Source organism: Cupriavidus sp. YAF13, from assembly GCF_052113425.1.
Lineage (GTDB): Bacteria > Pseudomonadota > Gammaproteobacteria > Burkholderiales > Burkholderiaceae > Cupriavidus.
In genome coordinates this window covers 353,184-370,808 of record NZ_JBFRDD010000001.1, presented here as the reverse complement: position 1 = coordinate 370,808, position 17,625 = coordinate 353,184, and the positions used below count along the sequence as shown (strand labels likewise).

The 17,625-nt window shown below is 62.2% G+C and carries 18 protein-coding genes and 2 pseudogenes; 8 read left to right on the top strand and 12 right to left on the bottom strand.

Annotation, left to right across the window (positions count from 1 at the left end):
• Window positions 1–119, top strand: a pseudogene (locus AB4061_RS02020) (IS630-like element ISCARN39 family transposase); the annotation flags it as partial.
• Between the two features lie 195 nt (window positions 120–314).
• On the opposite strand, the gene AB4061_RS02015 reads toward AB4061_RS02020, so the two are convergent.
• Together AB4061_RS02015 and AB4061_RS02010 are read right to left on the bottom strand one after the other, a co-directional pair.
• Entirely contained in the window at window positions 315–1,100 is a 786-nt protein-coding gene (locus AB4061_RS02015) for an anti-sigma factor family protein (RefSeq protein ID WP_441630430.1), read from the bottom strand.
• Entirely contained in the window at window positions 1,100–1,639 is a 540-nt protein-coding gene (locus AB4061_RS02010) for a sigma-70 family RNA polymerase sigma factor (protein WP_441630428.1), read from the bottom strand. Before AB4061_RS02010 ends, AB4061_RS02015 begins: the two co-directional genes overlap by 1 nt.
• A gap of 156 nt (window positions 1,640–1,795) precedes the next feature.
• Here AB4061_RS02010 and AB4061_RS02005 point away from each other — a divergent pair.
• Window positions 1,796–2,278: pseudogene (locus tag AB4061_RS02005) on the top strand (hypothetical protein); the annotation flags it as partial.
• A 123-nt stretch (window positions 2,279–2,401) separates the two neighbouring features.
• On the opposite strand, the gene AB4061_RS02000 reads toward AB4061_RS02005, so the two are convergent.
• Window positions 2,402–2,737, bottom strand: coding sequence for an SDR family NAD(P)-dependent oxidoreductase (locus AB4061_RS02000; protein ID WP_441630426.1), 336 nt, complete (start codon window positions 2,735–2,737; stop codon window positions 2,402–2,404).
• Between the two features lie 355 nt (window positions 2,738–3,092).
• Between AB4061_RS02000 and AB4061_RS01995 the strand changes: the two genes are divergently transcribed.
• On the top strand, window positions 3,093–3,320 hold the full coding sequence (locus tag AB4061_RS01995) for a hypothetical protein (RefSeq protein ID WP_441630424.1): 228 nt from the start codon (window positions 3,093–3,095) through the stop codon (window positions 3,318–3,320).
• A gap of 174 nt (window positions 3,321–3,494) precedes the next feature.
• Here the strand turns inward: AB4061_RS01995 and AB4061_RS01990 are convergent, their stop codons facing one another.
• On the bottom strand, window positions 3,495–3,911 hold the full coding sequence (locus AB4061_RS01990) for an organic hydroperoxide resistance protein (protein WP_441630422.1): 417 nt from the start codon (window positions 3,909–3,911) through the stop codon (window positions 3,495–3,497).
• Window positions 3,912–4,271: 360 nt separating this feature from the next.
• On the opposite strand from AB4061_RS01990, the gene AB4061_RS01985 reads away from it, so the two are divergent.
• Window positions 4,272–5,321 carry an alpha/beta fold hydrolase gene (locus tag AB4061_RS01985; RefSeq protein ID WP_441630420.1) on the top strand — a complete coding sequence of 350 codons (1,050 nt, stop codon included), beginning with the start codon at window positions 4,272–4,274 and terminating at the stop codon, window positions 5,319–5,321.
• A 122-nt stretch (window positions 5,322–5,443) separates the two neighbouring features.
• Here the strand turns inward: AB4061_RS01985 and AB4061_RS01980 are convergent, their stop codons facing one another.
• The 4 genes from AB4061_RS01980 to AB4061_RS01965 form a co-directional block, all read right to left on the bottom strand.
• Window positions 5,444–6,781 carry a sensor histidine kinase gene (locus tag AB4061_RS01980; protein ID WP_441630418.1) on the bottom strand — a complete coding sequence of 446 codons (1,338 nt, stop codon included), beginning with the start codon at window positions 6,779–6,781 and terminating at the stop codon, window positions 5,444–5,446.
• The gene (locus tag AB4061_RS01975) at window positions 6,778–7,521 is read right to left on the bottom strand and encodes a response regulator (protein WP_441630416.1); all 744 of its coding nucleotides are present in this window, start codon (window positions 7,519–7,521) and stop codon (window positions 6,778–6,780) included. The genes AB4061_RS01980 and AB4061_RS01975 overlap by 4 nt, the downstream gene beginning before the upstream one ends.
• A 222-nt stretch (window positions 7,522–7,743) precedes the next feature.
• A complete protein-coding gene (locus AB4061_RS01970; protein ID WP_441630414.1) occupies window positions 7,744–7,947 on the bottom strand; it encodes a tautomerase family protein in 204 nt (67 codons plus the stop codon).
• Window positions 7,948–8,036: 89 nt separating this feature from the next.
• Entirely contained in the window at window positions 8,037–8,780 is a 744-nt protein-coding gene (locus tag AB4061_RS01965) for an SDR family NAD(P)-dependent oxidoreductase (protein WP_441630412.1), read from the bottom strand.
• 151 nt (window positions 8,781–8,931) lie between these two features.
• On the opposite strand from AB4061_RS01965, the gene AB4061_RS01960 reads away from it, so the two are divergent.
• Window positions 8,932–9,876: a LysR substrate-binding domain-containing protein gene (locus AB4061_RS01960; RefSeq protein ID WP_441630410.1), complete on the top strand. Its 945-nt coding sequence runs from the start codon at window positions 8,932–8,934 to the stop codon at window positions 9,874–9,876.
• A 121-nt stretch (window positions 9,877–9,997) separates the two neighbouring features.
• Here the strand turns inward: AB4061_RS01960 and AB4061_RS01955 are convergent, their stop codons facing one another.
• Both AB4061_RS01955 and AB4061_RS01950 read right to left on the bottom strand, forming a co-directional pair.
• Window positions 9,998–10,678, bottom strand: a complete 681-nt coding sequence (locus tag AB4061_RS01955) for an SMI1/KNR4 family protein (RefSeq protein WP_441630408.1) — start codon at window positions 10,676–10,678, stop codon at window positions 9,998–10,000.
• A 99-nt stretch (window positions 10,679–10,777) separates the two neighbouring features.
• Window positions 10,778–12,982: an OsmC domain/YcaO domain-containing protein gene (locus AB4061_RS01950; RefSeq protein ID WP_441630406.1), complete on the bottom strand. Its 2,205-nt coding sequence runs from the start codon at window positions 12,980–12,982 to the stop codon at window positions 10,778–10,780.
• Window positions 12,983–13,109: 127 nt separating this feature from the next.
• On the opposite strand from AB4061_RS01950, the gene AB4061_RS01945 reads away from it, so the two are divergent.
• Window positions 13,110–13,280, top strand: coding sequence for a hypothetical protein (locus AB4061_RS01945; protein WP_441630404.1), 171 nt, complete (start codon window positions 13,110–13,112; stop codon window positions 13,278–13,280).
• A 476-nt stretch (window positions 13,281–13,756) separates the two neighbouring features.
• Window positions 13,757–13,957, top strand: a complete 201-nt coding sequence (locus AB4061_RS01940) for a hypothetical protein (protein ID WP_441630402.1) — start codon at window positions 13,757–13,759, stop codon at window positions 13,955–13,957.
• 122 nt (window positions 13,958–14,079) lie between these two features.
• On the opposite strand, the gene AB4061_RS01935 is transcribed toward AB4061_RS01940, so the two are convergent.
• Window positions 14,080–15,207 carry a sterol desaturase family protein gene (locus AB4061_RS01935; protein WP_441630400.1) on the bottom strand — a complete coding sequence of 376 codons (1,128 nt, stop codon included), beginning with the start codon at window positions 15,205–15,207 and terminating at the stop codon, window positions 14,080–14,082.
• 178 nt (window positions 15,208–15,385) lie between these two features.
• Entirely contained in the window at window positions 15,386–16,294 is a 909-nt protein-coding gene (locus tag AB4061_RS01930; RefSeq protein ID WP_441630398.1) for a LysR family transcriptional regulator, read from the bottom strand.
• A 134-nt stretch (window positions 16,295–16,428) separates the two neighbouring features.
• On the opposite strand from AB4061_RS01930, the gene AB4061_RS01925 reads away from it, so the two are divergent.
• Window positions 16,429–17,607 (top strand): M20 aminoacylase family protein, encoded by a 1,179-nt coding sequence (locus tag AB4061_RS01925; RefSeq protein ID WP_441630396.1) that lies wholly within the window; start codon window positions 16,429–16,431, stop codon window positions 17,605–17,607.
• Window positions 17,608–17,625: the final 18 nt, after the last annotated feature.

The following is a 17,625-nucleotide window of genomic DNA, read 5'->3' as shown; positions in this document are numbered from 1 at the left end:
CCAACTTCTGCCCACACTCGCTCACCGAACTCAAAACGACCGCCCGCAATCGGCTGCGCAGCGCACAGCAACGCGCTAGCATCATTGCCGCGTGCTGGAAGCAGGCCGAGTTGTGGTGATGTCATCATTTATACAAGGATCAATAGAGCCACGGGAAACCGCGCGGCCCGCTGGGCGGCCTCGGACTACCGTAAACGGGCCTGTTACGCCAAGCGACGCAAACTCCGTCGAGCCTTGCACCTTCGTGAGCGCCACCACCAAGCCGTCGCGGGTGGCGAAGGCGAAGTTCCGCGGTGTGTACCGCGCTGCGGCGGCTAGGAAGCAGGATGCGCGCGCAGGTCCGTGATGAAGCCATTCAGTTCAGCTTCGCCGGCATCGGTAATCGCCCAGTAATTCATCCCCGCGGCACTCCAGTGGGCGAGGTGATAGCCCTGCTGCGCGTAGATGCGGGGCGTGGCGCCCGCGTCGTTGCCCGGCCACACATAAAGATTGATCGGGTGCAGCTTGTAGCGATAGACCATCACGGCTACCGCCCGCCCCTTCAGGTAATCCAGGCGGCCGCCGATCAGCGGATACCCCTGCTGCGCAAGATCGACCACCGGCGGCGCAAAGTCCAGCTTGCCGTCAAACCACGGCTTGACCGTATGCCGGTCGGTTGAAATCACATCGGAGAGGTGATTGACCTGCAGCGAGCGAATATGGTTATCCACGAGTTCCTGGGTCAGACGCGTCTCGCTCGATGGCACCGAGAGGTACAGCCCCACGCTCCAGGTCAACGCCACCACACTCATCAACACAGCGCCAGCCGGCGCCCAGGCCAGCGACCCGCCGCCTCCCCACCGCCCAAATCGCTCACCCAGCCGCTGCCAGAGCGTGCGGCGCACCGGCAGCGCAGCCTTGATGCGTTTCACCAGTTCCTGCGGCGCCGCAACGCGCAAATCCGCCTGGTGCAGCTGCGCACTCACCTGGCGGTGCTGTGCATAGGCCTGTTGGCACTGCTCGCAGTCAGCAAGATGGCGCTCGAATTCGAGTGCTTCGGACAGGCTCAACTCCTGGTCGAGATAGCCCGGCAGTAATGCAAACGCTTGGTTGTGATCCATCACGCCTCCTGATCCGTCGGGGCGAGCAGCGCCGCGAGTTGCTGGCGGCCTCGGCCCAGGCGAGACATCACCGTGCCGATCGGGATGCCCACGATGGTGGCGATTTCCTTGTACGACAAATCCTCCAGCTCCCGCAGCACGACCACCTCCCGGTATTCCAGCCGCAAGCCCAGCAACGCCTTGTGCACCCGCTTCTGGCTCTGGCTGCGTATGAGCATGGCTTCAGGACTGTCATCATGGTCGGCCACACTCGTCTCAAGGCTATGCATGTCTTCCTCGAACATCATGGTTTGTGCTGCATGTCCCCGGTTCTGCTGATGCCAGGTGTAGAAGGTGTTGCGCACAATGCTCAATAGCCATGCACGGGCATCCTCGCCGCGGAATCCGCCAAAGAACCGGAACGCGCGCAGGTACGCCTCCTGCACCACGTCCTGGGCATCCTGGTCGTTATGCGTCAACCATCGCGCAACATTGAAGGCCGAGGTCATATGCGGCAATACAAGCGTCTCGAAACGCTGCGCGGTGTCTGGATCGGCCATTGTGAAGTGTCTGCTGTAACCGCAATCCGTGACCGGCAGTGAGTTAACAGCAAGACCGCCGGCATGCCATTTTTATTCCCGGAACCGCCACCTGAATCGGATCCCGTGTTCGGGTCTCGTGTGGATTCGGCATGGCAAGCGCCGATCATGTGACCAGTGCGCCGCCGGCTTGCGGCCTCCCTCTACGGCTTCGAGCCGAACTATGAGCGGATCGTGATCATGCTGATCACGAGCGGCACGCAGGGCCTGCAGGTTGCATTGCTCGCCCCGGGCTGGGTACACGGTTGCCTGGGACTGTGGCTCCGCTTGCGCCATTATGCGATGGTGCGCCGCGCCAAGCCTGCCCTGCTCGCTCTGCTCGTGTTCGTGCCACTCCTGTCGGCGGCAGGCCTTGTGCGGATGACCCGCGCCGTGGTGGCGAGTCGAGCTAGCCTCCCGGCGCCCGATCCGAAACTGGCTGCGCACCAGCTCGCTCTCGATGCGTGGCGTCACAATCTCCTAATCCTCTACCTGCTGCTGATCGTCAGCGCTTTTGTGGCCGGCCAGCTGCGCAATCGGCTTGCGCGTCGAAGGATCGCGCGAAACGCCGCTGAACGCTTGATTCACAGCCCTGAAGAAAATGCACATACAGCCGAATGATAGGCACTATGCCCCCCTAAATCAGCTTCCGTGGGCATTGGTTCACCGATGGGCAGTAAAAGAGAAGACCGATGGGTATGGGTTATCGTGCGATTGCCTGGCTCCTTCCAGGCAATCGCATGCTCAACCGGCAGCCATCAGATCGTTAAACGTGTTGACCCAGGCGTGCTCGTTTGGTCCCGGATTGGCACGCATGTCCACGGCGGGGCCCACCAGTATTTCGTTGGCAACTGTGCCCAGTTGTTCGATCGCGCCCGCGATGAATGCTTCGAGAGGCATCGCGCGCTCCTCCTCGCTGCTGTTCATCAGCTCGGTGCGGACCCAGGGTGCTTGCAGACGCTCCGCGCGTCGGCCGGAGATGATGACCTGGTTGCCGAGCTTGTGGAGGGCTTGGGCGAGACCGCGGCCGATGCCCGAACCACCGCCGGTGATGAATACGGTGTTACCTGTGAGTTTCATGATGTCTCCGATGGAGATGACGCTTGAAGTCAGCGCGGAAAGCTGTTCCCGAACATGGGCAGGCCGCTTTTCGATTCGGCCTCGGTTGCCTCGTCCGGATCGGCTTGAGCAAGGGTTGGTGCGCTAGCGGCCGAAGTCGTGGCGACTGCGATGGACAAAGCCAACCACGATCTGAAGCAAGCGATCGCAGCGCAAATTGCACCGGGCGGCAACCGTTTGAGGCGACAGGTCGACTTCTATCTGTCTGGCACGCATTGCAGTGATATCGGGCAGGGTTGCGCGGTAGCGGCCTCACCGCGGCGTCCGCCGACTAGGCCACGAGGCGCAAGCGCGCTTTGCGAATGGCTTGCAGGAGATGATCGAAACCTTGACGGGGCTCGTCGCGGAGCAACGCGCCGAAGGCAGAGACAGCCAGGACGCGCGCCGGGAGGCGATCGCGTTCTACAGCGAGATGGTAGGCGCGCTCATCCTGTCGCGCACGGTAGCCGGCGCCAATCCCAGGCTCGGGCAGGAAATACTGAACGCAAGCCGGCAGATGCTTCTCAGGGATTTCGCACTAGAGGTGGTGGAGGGCAAGCGGTAAAGCCAGAGAACGCTCACGGCTGTCCAGCAATGCCTCCGCGCTGATTGGGTCGGCTGTCATGCCACAGAAATGCACTGAAACACAAACGCAAGTGCGTAAGGAGTGGGAAGCTGCGCCCACGGAGTTGGCGCGCATACGATCCGCCCGACGGCATCGGGCGGATCACGGCACGGGTCAGACCAGATGCAGTTCAACGTGGACGTTGCCGCGCGTGGCTTTCGAATACGGACAGATCTGATGCGCCGCTTCAACCACCGCTTGCGCCACCTCCGGGTCGAGGCCCGGCAGGCTGACGTTCAGGCGGGCCTGCAGGAAAAAGGCGTCATCGGTGGTGCCGAGGTCCACCTCGGTATCCAGCGCAAGGTCCGCTGGCAGCTTGATCTTCATCTGGCTGGCGGCGCGGCCCATGGCCCCGATAAAGCAGGCCGACCACCCCGCGGCAAACAGTTGCTCAGGGTTTGTGCCGGCGCCGCTGCTGCCCGGTGAGGACAGCTTCAGATTCAGCCGGCCATCGTTGCTATGGGCTTGGCCATCGCGGCCGCCGGTGACGTGGACCTTGCCCGTGTACAGGACGTTCTCGATGCGGTTCATGATCAATTTCCTTGAGATGGATTTGCGCTGGGTATTGCGCGGCCTGAGATCGCTTCGCATGTGCTCGGCATCGGGCCACGGAACGTATTAAAGGCGGTCGACGTATCGGGCACGTAGCACGTCGGGCCCTGTTCTGTCTGGAAACGTATCCCGGTGGCCGCGTGATACAGACGCATGCAAAAACCTGCGGAAAGTGGCGCGGACGCGGCACAGGGCCGCGATCTGTGATGCGGTTTTGTATCGCTCTGTATCCGGCGGCCTGCCGGATACGCAACGTTTCAAATCGAAGGGTTCGGGAAACAGGCGCGATACGTCGGTCGCCGATGCTTCCCATCGGCATCAGTCCCAATGGAGAGAACCATGTCCGAACCGATCAATCAAAAACGGCGCCGCCTGTTTGGCTCGGCCGCGCTCACGCTGGCCGCCGCGCCATTTGGCTTGTCTGACCTGGCGCACGCGGAATCCAGCCAGACGGCAGCACGCCCGCCAACCGCACGGCCGGGTACGCATGCCCAATTCACAACAATCAAGCAGGTGACTGCCGGCGAACTCAATATCGGCTATGCCGAGGAAGGTCCTGCCGATGGCCCTCCCGTCATCCTCTTGCATGGCTGGCCGTATGACATTTACAGCTTTGTCGACGTCGCACCGGCGCTGGCGGCGGCGGGGTACCGCGTGATCGTGCCGTATGCACGCGGCTACGGCAGCACACGTTTCATGTCGGCCGCGACGGTTCGCAATGGCGAGCAGGTGGCGCTCGCGCTCGACACCCTCGCCCTGATGGACGCGCTGGGCATCAGCAAGGCGATCCTCGCCGGCTACGATTGGGGCGCGCGGACGGCATGCATCATCGCGGCGCTCTGGCCGGAGCGATGCAAGGCGCTGGTTTCCGTCAGCGGTTACCTGATCGGCAGTGTCGAGGGCAACCGAAAGCCGCTTGCGCCGCAGGCCGAGCTCCAATGGTGGTATCAGTACTATTTCGCCACCGAGCGCGGGCGGGTCGGCTATGCGCAGCACCGGCACGCGTTCACGAAGCTGATCTGGCAACTCGCCTCGCCAACATGGAACTTCGACGACCGCACGTTCGATCGCAGCGCGGCGGCTTTCGACAACCCGGACCACGTAAGCATCGTGATCCACAACTACCGCTGGCGGCTCGGCCTTGCCGAGGGCGAAGCCCGATACGCCGATCTGGAACGGCGGCTTGCTGCGTTTCCGAGCATCGGTGTGCCCACCATCACGATGGAAGGCGACGCCAATGGCGCGCCGCACCCGGAACCGAGTGCCTACGCCAGCAAGTTCTCAGGCAAGTATCAGCATCGGCTCATCACGGGTGGCATTGGCCACAACTTGCCGCAGGAAGCGCCGCAGGACTTTGCCAGAGCCGTGATCGACGCAGACCAACTCTGACGCCGCGTTGCCTGGTCAGGCTCGTCGCCGCGAGCGTGGCCAGGCCGCTTCGAAGCGGACAGCGGCGCATTGAAACCGTGGCCCCGCCGAACAACCAAGCTGGCCTCTACCCTCCCCTTTGATCAGCCTAGCCTGACGATCGCTGCCAGCCCGCCCCCTTCACGGTTGCGCAGCTTGAGCGAGCCGCCGATGGCCACCGCAAGCTGATGTGCAATCGCGAGGCCCAGGCCGGAGCCGCCGGTCTCGCGGCTGCGCGAGCCCTCGAGCCGGACGAACGGCTGCAGCACGGCTTCGAGCTTGTCTTCCGGGATGCCCGTGCCGCGATCGAGCACCTCGATGATCACGGTGTCGTGCTCGCGGTCCACGCGCAGTTCCGCCGCGCCGCCGAACTTGATTGCGTTGTCGATCAGGTTGGTCAGGATCCGGCGCAGCGCATGGGGGCGCGTCACGATGGCGCCGCCGACGTTCTGCTCGATGGTCACTGTCTTACCGGTGTCCTGATAATCGTAGGCCAGGCTCTCGATGAACGATCCGAGGTCGATTCGCGATGGCTTCTCGCCATCGCCATGCGTGGAGCGCGCATACGCCAGCCCTTCCTGCACAAGCCTTTCGATCTCGGCCAGGTCCTGCACCATCTTGCGCTTCTCCTCGGAGTCCTCTGCCAGCTCGGCGCGCAGTTTCATGCGCGTGATCGGCGTCTGCAGATCGTGTGAGATGGCCGCCAGGATCTGCACGCGCTCCTCGATGAACTGGGCGATGCGCTCGCGCATGGCATTGAACGCCCGCGCGGCGCGCGTCAGCTCGGTGGGGCCTGTTTCGGCCAGCGGCGGCGTCTTCCTGTTGGGATTGAGCGTATCAGCGGCATTGGCCAGCGCCACCAGCGGCCGGATCGACACGCGTACGGCGAACCAGCAGCATACGACCAGCAACAACAGTTGGATCACCAGCACATAAGGCAGCCACTGCGCGATCGGGATCATGCGCGGATGCACGTCGATGGTCAGGGGGCTGCCGTCGCTCAGCGTCAGGTGCGCCTGCAACTGCTTGCCGTCGCCCGGGATCGACTCCACCGTGACCGGAAAGCGGCCTTCGCTGGCTTGGGTGATCCGCGCGGCAATATCCTTGCCGCGTGGCGTCATCTCGGGCACGCCCGGCGAGCCCGGCCCCAATATGTATTGATAGTTGCCGCGATTCACGCGCGGCAGCCATTGCGCTCGCTCGGCGGCGGGAACGCGGTCGAGGATGGCAATCGAGGTGGCGACGTCGGTTTCCAGCGTGCCGAGCATGACTTCGCGCGCTGTCATGTAGCGCTCGGAAAACAGCACGCCAAACGACAAGCCATGCGCGATCACCAGCCCGGCAAGCAAGATCAGGAACAAGCGCGAACCCAGCGAGCGCGGCCAGGGCCGGAGGCGCGTGCTCAGTGTGCTCAATGTGCTCATCGTGCTCGTTGTGCTCATTGGCGGGCCTCCTTGATCTCCACCGGCGTCGCAAGAACATAGCCCTCGCTGCGCACGGTCTTGATGTAGCTGGGTTCGCGTGCGTCGTCTCTCAGGCGCTGGCGCAGGCGGCTGACCAGCAGGTCGATGGAGCGCTCGAACATGTCCGCCTCGCGGCCCTGCGTGAGGTTGAGGAGCTGGTCGCGGTTGAGCACGCGCTGCGGATGGTCGACGAACACGCGCAGCAGCCGGTACTCCGCGCCGCTCAGCGTGACGATGGTGCCATCGCTGTCGATCAGGTGGCGCGCGGTGGTATCCAATCGCCAGTGACCAAACGCGAGCATCTGCCCTGCTTCGGTGATCTGCAGATTGGGCGGCAGCATCCTGGTGCGGCGGAGCACGGCCTTGATGCGCGCCAGCAGCTCGCGCGCGGCAAAGGGCTTGGCAAGGTAATCATCCGCGCCCATTTCGAGGCCGATGATGCGATCCGTTTCATCGTCGCGCGCGGTCAGCATCAGCACGGGCGTGGCCTTTTGCTTTCCGGACCGCAATTCGCGGCACAGCACCAGGCCGTCATCGCCGGGCAACATCAGATCGAGCACGATCAGGTCGACGGTATTGGCCTCCAGGAACGACCGCATGTGGCGGCCATCCGGCGCCACCGTCACGCGCAGGCCGTTCTTGGTGAGATAGGTCGAAACGAGTTCACGGATTTCCCGGTCGTCATCGACGATCAGGATATGGTCGACGTGCGCTTCCATCGGGTTCACCTCGGCAGGATTGGAAGGGTTCAGCCAGTCAGCTTCGCCGCCATTGTATGGCGGCCTTCGGCACCGCGTGTATCGCAATGTATCCGGCCTTCGCACTGCCACACAGAGGTACATACTCGCTTGTTCGCGACACATCCAGGCGACGTCCGTGGTGCCTGATGGAGGGCAGCCCAGCGCGCCAACAGACCCGGCCATCCCCCCGCAGCCAGTTGCTTACCTGGGCTGCTTGCGAATCTCGGTGGTCGTCCGGCCCCCGAAACCCCAGTTGTCGGTATCCACCTCTTCGATTGCGATATGCGTCCATTCGGGCGGTTTGTGCAGCACGCGCTCCAGGGTCTCGGTGACTTCCTTGATGACCTGGGCTTTCTGCTCGGCGGTGGTTCCCTCGCGGGTAATGCGAATGCTGACGAAAGGCATGGCGGCCTCCTGCATGGATTGACGTTTCGAGATGAGAGCGATGGATTCCGGGCCGCGGCAGGACACATGTCCGGCCGCGGCGGCCGGATTCAACGGCCTGCGCTGAAGCCGCCGTCCACCGGCAGCACGGTGCCGGAGACAAAGTCGGCCTTGGCCAGGTAAAGCACGGCGTCGCTGATCTCGGCGATGCTGGCGATGCGGCCCAGCGGGTGCAGGCTGCCGAGTGCCGCATGGGTTTCAGCGGCATGCATCGGGGTGTCCACGACGCCCGGGGCGACCGCGTTGACCGTCACGCCGTGGGGCGCCAGTTCCAGCGCAAGCGCGCGCGTGGCCTGGTTGATGCCGCCCTTCAGGGCCACGGCCAGCAGCGCAGGCACACCGCCGTGCGGCTGAAGCGCCAGCGAAGCGGTGATGTTGATGATCTTGCCGCGCTTGCGTTCGCTCATGTGCTTGGCCGCTTCCTGCGACGGATACAGCACGCCCTTCAGGTTGGTGGAGATCTGCTCCTCCACTTCGTCCGGCGTGAACTGCACGAACGGCTTGGCCGTGAAGATGCCCGCGTTGTTCACCAGCACGTCGACCTTGCCGTACTTGGCAATGGCCTGCGCGAAGACCTGGCGCGCCGATTCGGGCTTACCGACGTCGCCCGCCACGCCCAGGAAGCGCTCACCGGCATTCAGCCGCCCGGCGGTGGCTTGCAGGCGCTCGGTGGAACGGCCGGTGCCGACGACGTTGTAGCCCGCCTTGAGGAAAGCTTCGGCCAAGCCCAGGCCGATGCCGCTGGTGGCGCCGGTGATGACGACGGTGTTGTCGGTGTTGTCGGTGTTGCGCATGATGGTCCTCCGATGGATCCAGATTCAAATTCAGATTCAGGGTCCGGTGCCGGACTCCAAAGCCGTCACCGGTGTGGAGGAACTATATTGCTGCTGTCGAGCGCAATAAACGGGGTTTGCTACACTTGTCCTATTACATGGCGTAAAGAATATGCACCGGCAATTCGACGACATCCTGCTCGGCAGCATCGAGCTCTTTTGCCTGGCCGCCGAGGCCGGCAGCTTCACGGCGGCCGCCAATACCGCAGGCGTCACGCCTGCCGCCGTCAGCCGCTCGATCTCGCGCCTGGAAAAGCGCCTCGGCGTGCGCCTGTTCGTGCGCTCCACGCGCAGCATCCGGTTGACTGAAGGTGGCAAGGATTACTTCGAACAATGCCGCGCCGCGCTCAATCAGCTGGTCGAAGCCGAGCGCAAGGTCACCGGCGAGCAGGTGCAGCCCTCGGGCACGATCCGCATCAGCGCGCCGACCACCTACGGGCACCATCGCCTGTTGCCGCTCCTGCCCGCGTTTCGCGCCAAGTACCCGCTGATCAAGGTGGAAGCCCACATCAGCAACCGCAACGTCGATTTCCATGAGGAAAACTTCGACGTGGCGATCCGCTTCCGCGCGCAGCCGGACTCGATGATGGTCTCCCGGCACCTTGAAGACGCGGCACTGGTGGTGGTCGCGAGCCCCGCCTACCTGAAGCGCGCAGGGGTACCCAGAACGCTGTCGGACCTGGACCAGCACGAGTGCATCCAGTTCGATCTACCGAGCAGCGGGCGGCAGATCTCGTGGCTGTTCAAGGAAGGGGGGCGCGAGAAGGAGATCTTCTCGACGGGAAGCTACATGTGCGCGGAAGACGTGCTGGCCGGCGTGACGCTGGCCAGAGCGGGCGCGGGACTGTTCCAGACCTACCAATTCGTCGTCGAGCGGGACCTCGCGCAAGGCGAGCTGGTCGAGGTCCTGCAAGCTTTTGCCGGGCGCATGCGCCCCGTCAGCCTGATGTATCCGCACGGCCGTTTGCTGCCATCGCGCGTGCGTGCGTTCGTCGAGTTCATGATGGAACAGGTGCGTCCGCCAGCTTCTGCTCAAGATGGGGCACGACGACGCTGATAATCGTATTGCCCGCATAAACTCGTACTAGTACTTGAAGATGGCAAAGCCTTGGATTGTCAACGGCGCACTGGGAAATGCCTGCAGGGCCAATGCGCCGGAGGGCGGCAGTGCGACCACCTCACTGCTTCCGACACTCCCACCGCGCCACCACCGCAAACGCGGCGTCTTCCACCTCCGGCAGCAATGCCAGCGCTGCCTGCGCGGTCTCGTCGTTGATCATCTTCGCCGCCTCGTCATCGGGTTCCGGCAAGGCATCGGCGAGCACGCGCTCCAGTCCGGCCCTCATCGCCTCGGGCAGATACACCCCCAAGGCCTCGATGTTCGCCGCCACGCACTGTACCGCCTCGGCGGGGCTGAAATCGTCGTCGAGCAGATGCGAGAAGTCCGCCGCGCTGCGCACCAGGATCTCATAGACGAAGGCCGCGAATGAAGCGGCTTCGATCCGGCTTTTGCCGCGGTCGTGCCAGACCAGCGCCACGCCGATGTCGCCGTTGGCTAGCGGCGTCAAGCAGTAGGCGTCGCCGGCCCCGGTCTGCGCGAACGGCAGGAAGCGCCGGCCGTGCTGGAAGGCCGGATTGAGCCATTTGGCGATGAACTCGCCAGCCTGCTTCGCGTCGATCCACTCCAGATCATAGGCGCAGGAAAGCACCGGCTGCGCGGCCAGCGTGCGAGCCTCCCGGTCGGTGCGCCAGGCCTCGATGTCGGCGCCGTAGCCGGTGCGGCCTGCGTCGATCAGTTGCCTCAGCATAGCTGGCAAGGTGATGCCGCTGGCGTCCGCCAGCGCCGAAAAAGCGTCCATCCGTGTTCTCTCCGTGAGATGCTGCCGGTTAATGCCGATCTGGCCAGATCTGTGCTGGGGGATGAACGGCGTCAGCGCATCCAGCCATGGCTCGTCAACCTAACTGGCAGTAGCCGCCACATTGGCCCGCGCCTTATGCAATTTCTTGTAACTGTCGATCAGGCGGTGGTGCCTATCGAGACCCTCCAGTTTCATGCTCGTTGGCGCTAACCCGAAGAAGCGCACGCTGCCGTCCACTGACCCCATTACCGCATCCATCCGAGCGTTGCCAAACATCCGACGGAAGTTGACCGCGTAGTCGTCTAGTTCCAGGTCGTCATCGAGCAGCACCTCCAGCACCACATTCAGGGCCTGGTAAAACAATCCGCGCTCGACCGTGTTGTCGTTGTACTGCAGGAAGGCTCCCACCAGCTCTTGCGCCTCCTCAAATTGCTGCAAGGCGAGATGAATCTGCAGCTTCAACTCGAGAACTGTCAGCTTCCCCCAGTCCGTATTCTCGTCAAATTCGATGCCGATCAAAGTGGCAATATCGGAGTACTCATCCAGCTCACTGTTATCCAACCGTTCAAGCAGAGCTGCCAGGCCGGCATCGTCCAGGCGATGCAAGTTCAAGATATCGGTGCGGAACAACAGCGCCTTGTTTGTGTTATCCCAGATCAAATCCTCTACCGGGTAAACTTCCGAATAACCGGGCACTAAAATCCGGCAGGCCACGGCGCCCAGTTGGTCATACACCGCCATGTACACCTCTTTGCCCATGTCCTCGAGAATGCCGAACAGCGTTGCGGCTTCTTCGGCATTGGAGTTTTCACCCTGGCCAGAAAAATCCCACTCAACAAACTCGAAATTCGCCTTGGCGCTGAAAAAGCGCCACGACACCACACCGCTGGAATCAATGAAGTGCTCAACAAAGTTGTTTGATTCAGTCACGGCGTTACTGACAAAAGTGGGCTGAGGCAAATCGTTCAGGCCTTCAAAACTGCGCCCCTGCAGCAATTCCGTCAGACTCCGCTCCAGCGCCACCTCGAAGCTTGGGTGCGCGCCGAACGAGGCAAAGACACCGCCTGTCCGCGGATTCATCAAGGTGACGCACATCACTGGATAGGTCCCACCCAGCGACGCGTCCTTGACCAGCACCGGAAAGCCTTGCTCTTCCAAGCCCTGAATCCCGGCCAGAATGCCAGGGTATTTCGCCAGCACTTCGTGCGGCACATCAGGCAATGCGATTTCACCTTCCAGAATTTCGCGCTTTACCGCCCGCTCGAAAATCTCGGACAGGCATTGCACCTGCGCTTCGGCCAGGGTATTACCGGCACTCATGCCATTGCTGACGAATAGGTTTTCGATCAGGTTGGACGGAAAATACACCACTTCGCCGTCCGACTGCCGCACATACGGCAGCGAACAGATACCGCGCTGTACATTGCCGGAGTTAGTGTCGTACAGATGCGAGCCATACAATTCGCCATCGGAATTATAAATTTCCAGGCAGTACGCATCCAGAATTTCAGCCGGCAGCGCATCCTCAGGGCCAGGCTGGAACCAGCGCTCATTCGGGTAATGAACAAACGGCGCATTGGCGACGTCTTCGCCCCAGAACGTACCGCCATAAAAATGGTTGCAATTCAGGCGCTCGATAAACTCTCCCAACGCCGACGCCAACGCGCTTTCTTTGGTCGCTCCCTTGCCATTGGTAAAACACATGGGCGAGTGCGCATCACGGATATGCAGCGACCACACATTGGGAACGATATTGCGCCACGAAGCGATTTCAATCTTCATGCCCAAGTCTGCCAAAACGCCCGACATATTGGTGATGGTCTGCTCCAACGGCAGATCCTTGCCCACAATATAGGTGCTGGCGTCAGAAGCCGGCTTCAACGTCAGCAACGACTGAGCATCGGCATCTAGGTTCTCTACCTCTTCAATGACAAACTCGGGTCCGGCCTGCACCACTTTCTTCACTGTACAACGCTCGATAGAGCGCAAAATACCTCGGCGGTCTATTTCCGAGATATCCGACGGCAACTCAACTTGAATCTTGAAAATCTGTTGGTAACGGTTTTCCGGATCGACAATATTATTCTGCGACAGGCGGATATTTTCGGTAGGAATATTTCGGCTTACGCAGTACAACTTCACAAAGTAAGCAGCACACAAGGCCGATGAGGCCAGAAAATAATCGAAGGGACCAGGCGCCGAGCCATCGCCCTTATAACGGATAGGCTGGTCGGCCACTACCGTGAAGTCATCGAATTTGGCTTCAAGGCGTAGCTTATCGAGAAAGTTGACTTTAATTTCCATGGGGAATTCTAAAAATGATGCTCAAAATGATGTAGCCACTATTATCCGCCGCCGCGCCGGTGCCGTGCAATGCATCGATGCTTTTCACAAACGCGGCCGCATACGGATAATTTGACAGGCGAACGCCATGGCGCAGGACATGGCCGGAACCGGCGAGCCCTCATGCGCCATGGCATTATTAAAAATGCGCGAACTACCAGACGGTAATCCGAAATATAAAGCCCTGCAAAAACAGGGCCTTAATAATCAATCAACTAGCGAACAATGCTTCCCAACGGGATTTACTCCCACTCCATGATTAACAGGCCGCCACAAACCCGCGTGGTGAATGGGATTGGCTGTGATTAACTTGGGGCCTTACCGTCGCTCTTACCGACAAGCGCGCAGAGCATTTTCTCGCGCGGGAGATGGAGCGATTTGCGGGGCGACGGCTCTGGCGGCACCATCGTCAATCGGGTTTAAGGATACAGAAAAAGACCCTTCTGCGAAAGGACGCCGCGGGCCATGTGGTCGCGGCGCCGTTTCTTGCCGTGCACTGCGATCGACGCCGCGCCCTCCCCGTTGCAACGATCGTCCGGTCACGTTTCCGGCGTCACCCCAATGTTATGCAGGAAACTGCACACCATCTGGTAGAAGCCTACCGTGAGGACCGGCCTCGATCCGACCAACAGGCCCGAGCTTCATCGCGGTAGTATCGCAAGACCCATACAAGGCGCAGTTTCGCGGAGCCTGGATGACGTCGCCCCGTTTTGTCTTGATCATCTACGACGGGCTTTGGGACTGTTGACGGCCACAGCCATCGCGTTCAACTGCTACGATCAGCGCCAGGCCTTCGAGGAGCGCTTCCTTGTCGCGGCAGCGCCTCGGGCAAAGGCTTCGCTGATCGACCAGGCGCTCCAGATCTTGCGCACCCAGATGAGGCTGGGACCGGTCAACCTCGTGGTCGTCGCGCGCGTGCGAATCCGCGGGATTTGATCAAGAACGATGCGGGAAGCCGAAGTGCCTACCTCAGGGAGCGTGCACGCACGGCCCTGAGAGAAGATGTCGCCTTTATTGTGTCCAGCCCACCGTTTTTTCACTTGGCGGCTGGGTGCCAGTCAGCGCCACAGCAATCCGGCCAGCAGCAACAACAGCAGCACATCCAGCCCCAGCAGGCTGCGTGGCCGCATCCTCCCTTGCAGCAGGGCGCCCAGACCAGCCAGACCGGCTATCAGCAACAGTGCCAGCCCCCACAGCAGGCCGCTCCCCATCTGATCGCTTTGCCACAGATAGCCGGCACTTGCCATCATCAGCAGCGCGAACTGCAGCAGGGCCGCTGGCGCGGCGCCGGCCACCAGCGGCGGATCGAAGCGCTGGCGTGCACGCTGCAGGTCAAAGGGCGCACTATCATCGCTCACGCCGGGTGGCAGCCAGCCCGGCGCCTTGAACCACACCTTGAGCTTGTCCTGCCAGCGTGGCGCACGGCGCGCCAGTTGCCACAGCGGCACATAACCGGAAGCCACCGCCCATAGCGGACTCCAGCTATTGAGGGGGCTGCGAGTACCATACACCGGCTTCTCCTCCTCCTCGGCAAAGGTGCCGAACAGCCGGTCCCAGATGATCAGCATCCCGCCGTAGTTCTTGTCCAGGTACTGGTCGTTGACCGCATGATGCACACGATGGTTGGACGGCGAGGAAAACACGCGGTCAAACCAGCCCAGCTTGCCGATGTGCTCGGTATGGATCCAGAATTGGTATAGCAGCACGATGAGGCCGGCCAGCGCAAACTGCTGCGGGGCAACCCCGGCCAACGCCATCGGCAAGTAAAACGGCCATCCCAGGAAGGCAACCGTGCTCTCCTGCCGCAGCGCGGTGGACAGATTGAAATCCTGGCTCTGGTGATGCACGGCATGGGCGGCCCAGAACACCGCACTTTCATGCCCGACCCGATGTAGCCAGTAGTCGCAGAAATCGAACATCACGATCGCCAGCAGCCAACCCCAGACACTGCCCCACAGGCCGGCATGGGGAAACAGTGCCACCCGGCGCCACGTCAAGACGTACAGGCCGATCTGAAAGAGCTGGCTGACACTGGCCACCAGCTGGCTTAGCAAGCCCTGGCTCAGGTTGCTGAGGGCATCATTCAGGCGATAGGTATTGCGACCGGCGAACAGGCCGTAAGCCAGTTCCGCCAGCATCAAGAGCAGGAATACCGGGAAAGCGTAGACGGTGATTTGTTCTTCCATGCGCCACTCAAAAAAGTGCCTTACGACTAACAGACGATTGACCGGCCCCTTGCAGGATCTGGTCAGAAACGGTCGCTATTATGGCAATAAACGGGGTTCTGGACAAAAGGTGCGATGGTACGATGACCCCGAAAGCGAGACTGGGAGTCACACGCGACAGCCTGCCCTTGGCGTGAACTCAGACCGAGGGCAACGCCTTGACAAGGTGCCGCAGAAGGGTGCCGGCTACCGGCGACAACGGTCGCCCGGCTCGCGTGACGACGTGGATGCGGCTGTTATTGAGGATCGGATTCGCCAGCGGCAGCGATATCAGATCGGCAAACTGCGCGCCCTTCAGCGCCACCGAGCGCGGCGTCATGATGTAGCCCAGCCCCATCGCCGCGAATTCCCACAAGACCTTGAACGAGTTGGTGACGAGCATGGGCTTCAGCGTGATGTGCTCGTCCAACTCCGCCGCCTGTACGTGCTTGCGCACGCCGAAGGACTCGACCAGCGCCGCTCCCTGGTGCGGCGCCAGGTCCGCCAGTGTCAGCGCATTGCGGCGCCGCGCCAGCGGATGGTCCTTGCGAACGTGTAGGCGGATTGGTGCCAGCCGCGAGTAGTGCGAGCGCAGGCGCTCGTCGTTGGGCGGCTGGAACACCAGTCCGATGTGCGCGACGTCTTCCAGGATGCAGCGTACCGTTTCTTCGGTGCCCGCCACCCGGATGTTGTAGGTCACGTCGGGATGTGCGACCAGGAACTCGCGCAGCACCGGCTCGAACACCAGGTCGATGAAGCCCTCCCCGAAGACCACTTCGATGTGCCCGCGCTGGGCGTTCTTCAGGTTGTTGACCTCGGCCAGGAACGTGTCGTGCAGGTCCTGCTGGCGGCGGGCGAAGAGTGCGATCATGCGGCCGGCGTCGGTGACGACCACGCCTCGCCCGCGCCGCTCCAGCAGCGTCAGGCCCGTGTCCTCCTCCAGCTTGGCCACCGCGCGGCTCACCACCGAGGGGTCCAGCTCCAGCACCTCCGCCGCGCCCCGCACGGAGCCCGTCTCGATGATCTGCAGCAGGCACAGCGCCCGCTTCCGATCCAGCATGTCTTCCATCCGCTATCCCTGACTCGTCGTCTGATTGTTGTCTGACTGTTGTCGTTTATACAACGATTTGCCCCCAGAGTTGTCATGGATACGACGGAAGCATCCGAAGATAATCTGGCAATTCACCTGATACCGACGAGCCCATGAGCCCCTACCCCGCCGACCTGCGGCGCGCCATCAAGGCCATCGCGCCAGAGTTTGTGGCGATCCGCCGCCAGATCCACGCTCATCCCGAACTGGCGTTCGAGGAGCATCGCACCAGTGACCTCGTCGCCGAACTGCTGGGGGGCTGGGGCTACGAAGTCCACCGCGGCCTGGGCACGACGGGCGTTGTCGGCACACTGAGGAAAGGGCGCGGCAAGCGGACCCTGGGCATTCGCGCCGACATGGACGCGCTGCCTATCCAGGAAAAGACGGGGCTGGACTACGCCAGCACCTTGCCCGGCAAGATGCACGCCTGCGGTCACGACGGGCACACGGCCATCCTGCTATGCGCGGCGCGGTATCTGGCCGAGTCCGTCGATTTCAATGGGACGCTGATCCTGATCTTCCAGCCGGCCGAGGAGAACGAAGGCGGCGCGTTGCGCATGCTGGAAGACGGCTTGTTCGAGCGATTTCCCTGCGATGAGGTTTATGCCTTGCACAACTCCCCGGGCTTGCCGGTCGGGCAGATCGGCCTCATCACAGGTCCGGCCATGGCCTCGTTCGACCGCGCCACGGTGACACTGACCGGGCGGTCGGCCCATGGCGCCATGCCGCATCACGGCATCGACGTGATGCAGGGTGCGGCCAGCATCGTGCTTGGCCTGCAGTCCATCGTCAGCCGCGAGATCGATGCGCTGAAGTCGGCGGTCATTACCGTCGGCTCCATCCAGGCCGGCGCGACCTACAACATCGTCCCGGAAACCGCGACGGTCAAGATTGGCGTGAGAACGCTCGACCCCAGCGTGCGCGCCCACATCGAAGCCCGCCTGCAGGATTTCGTGGTCACGCAGGCCAGCAGCTTCCAGCTCGACGCCGACGTGGTCTACGAGCGCAAGTATCCCGTCCTGGTCAATCACGACTGCCAGACCGAGCGTGCGCGCGAGGTGGCGATCCGCCTGCTGGGCGAGGAGAACGTCGTGGCGCGAGCGCCGGTGATGGGCAGCGAGGACTTCGCCTACATGCTGGAACATCGGCCCGGCGCCTACGTCCGCCTGGGCAATGGCACCGGCGAAGACGGTGGCTGCATGGTCCACAACCCCATGTACGACTTCAACGACGAGGCCCTCCCGGTAGGCGCCGCATTCTGGGCAAGCCTCGCGCGAAGCTATCTCGCTTAAAAAAAATGAACGACAGGA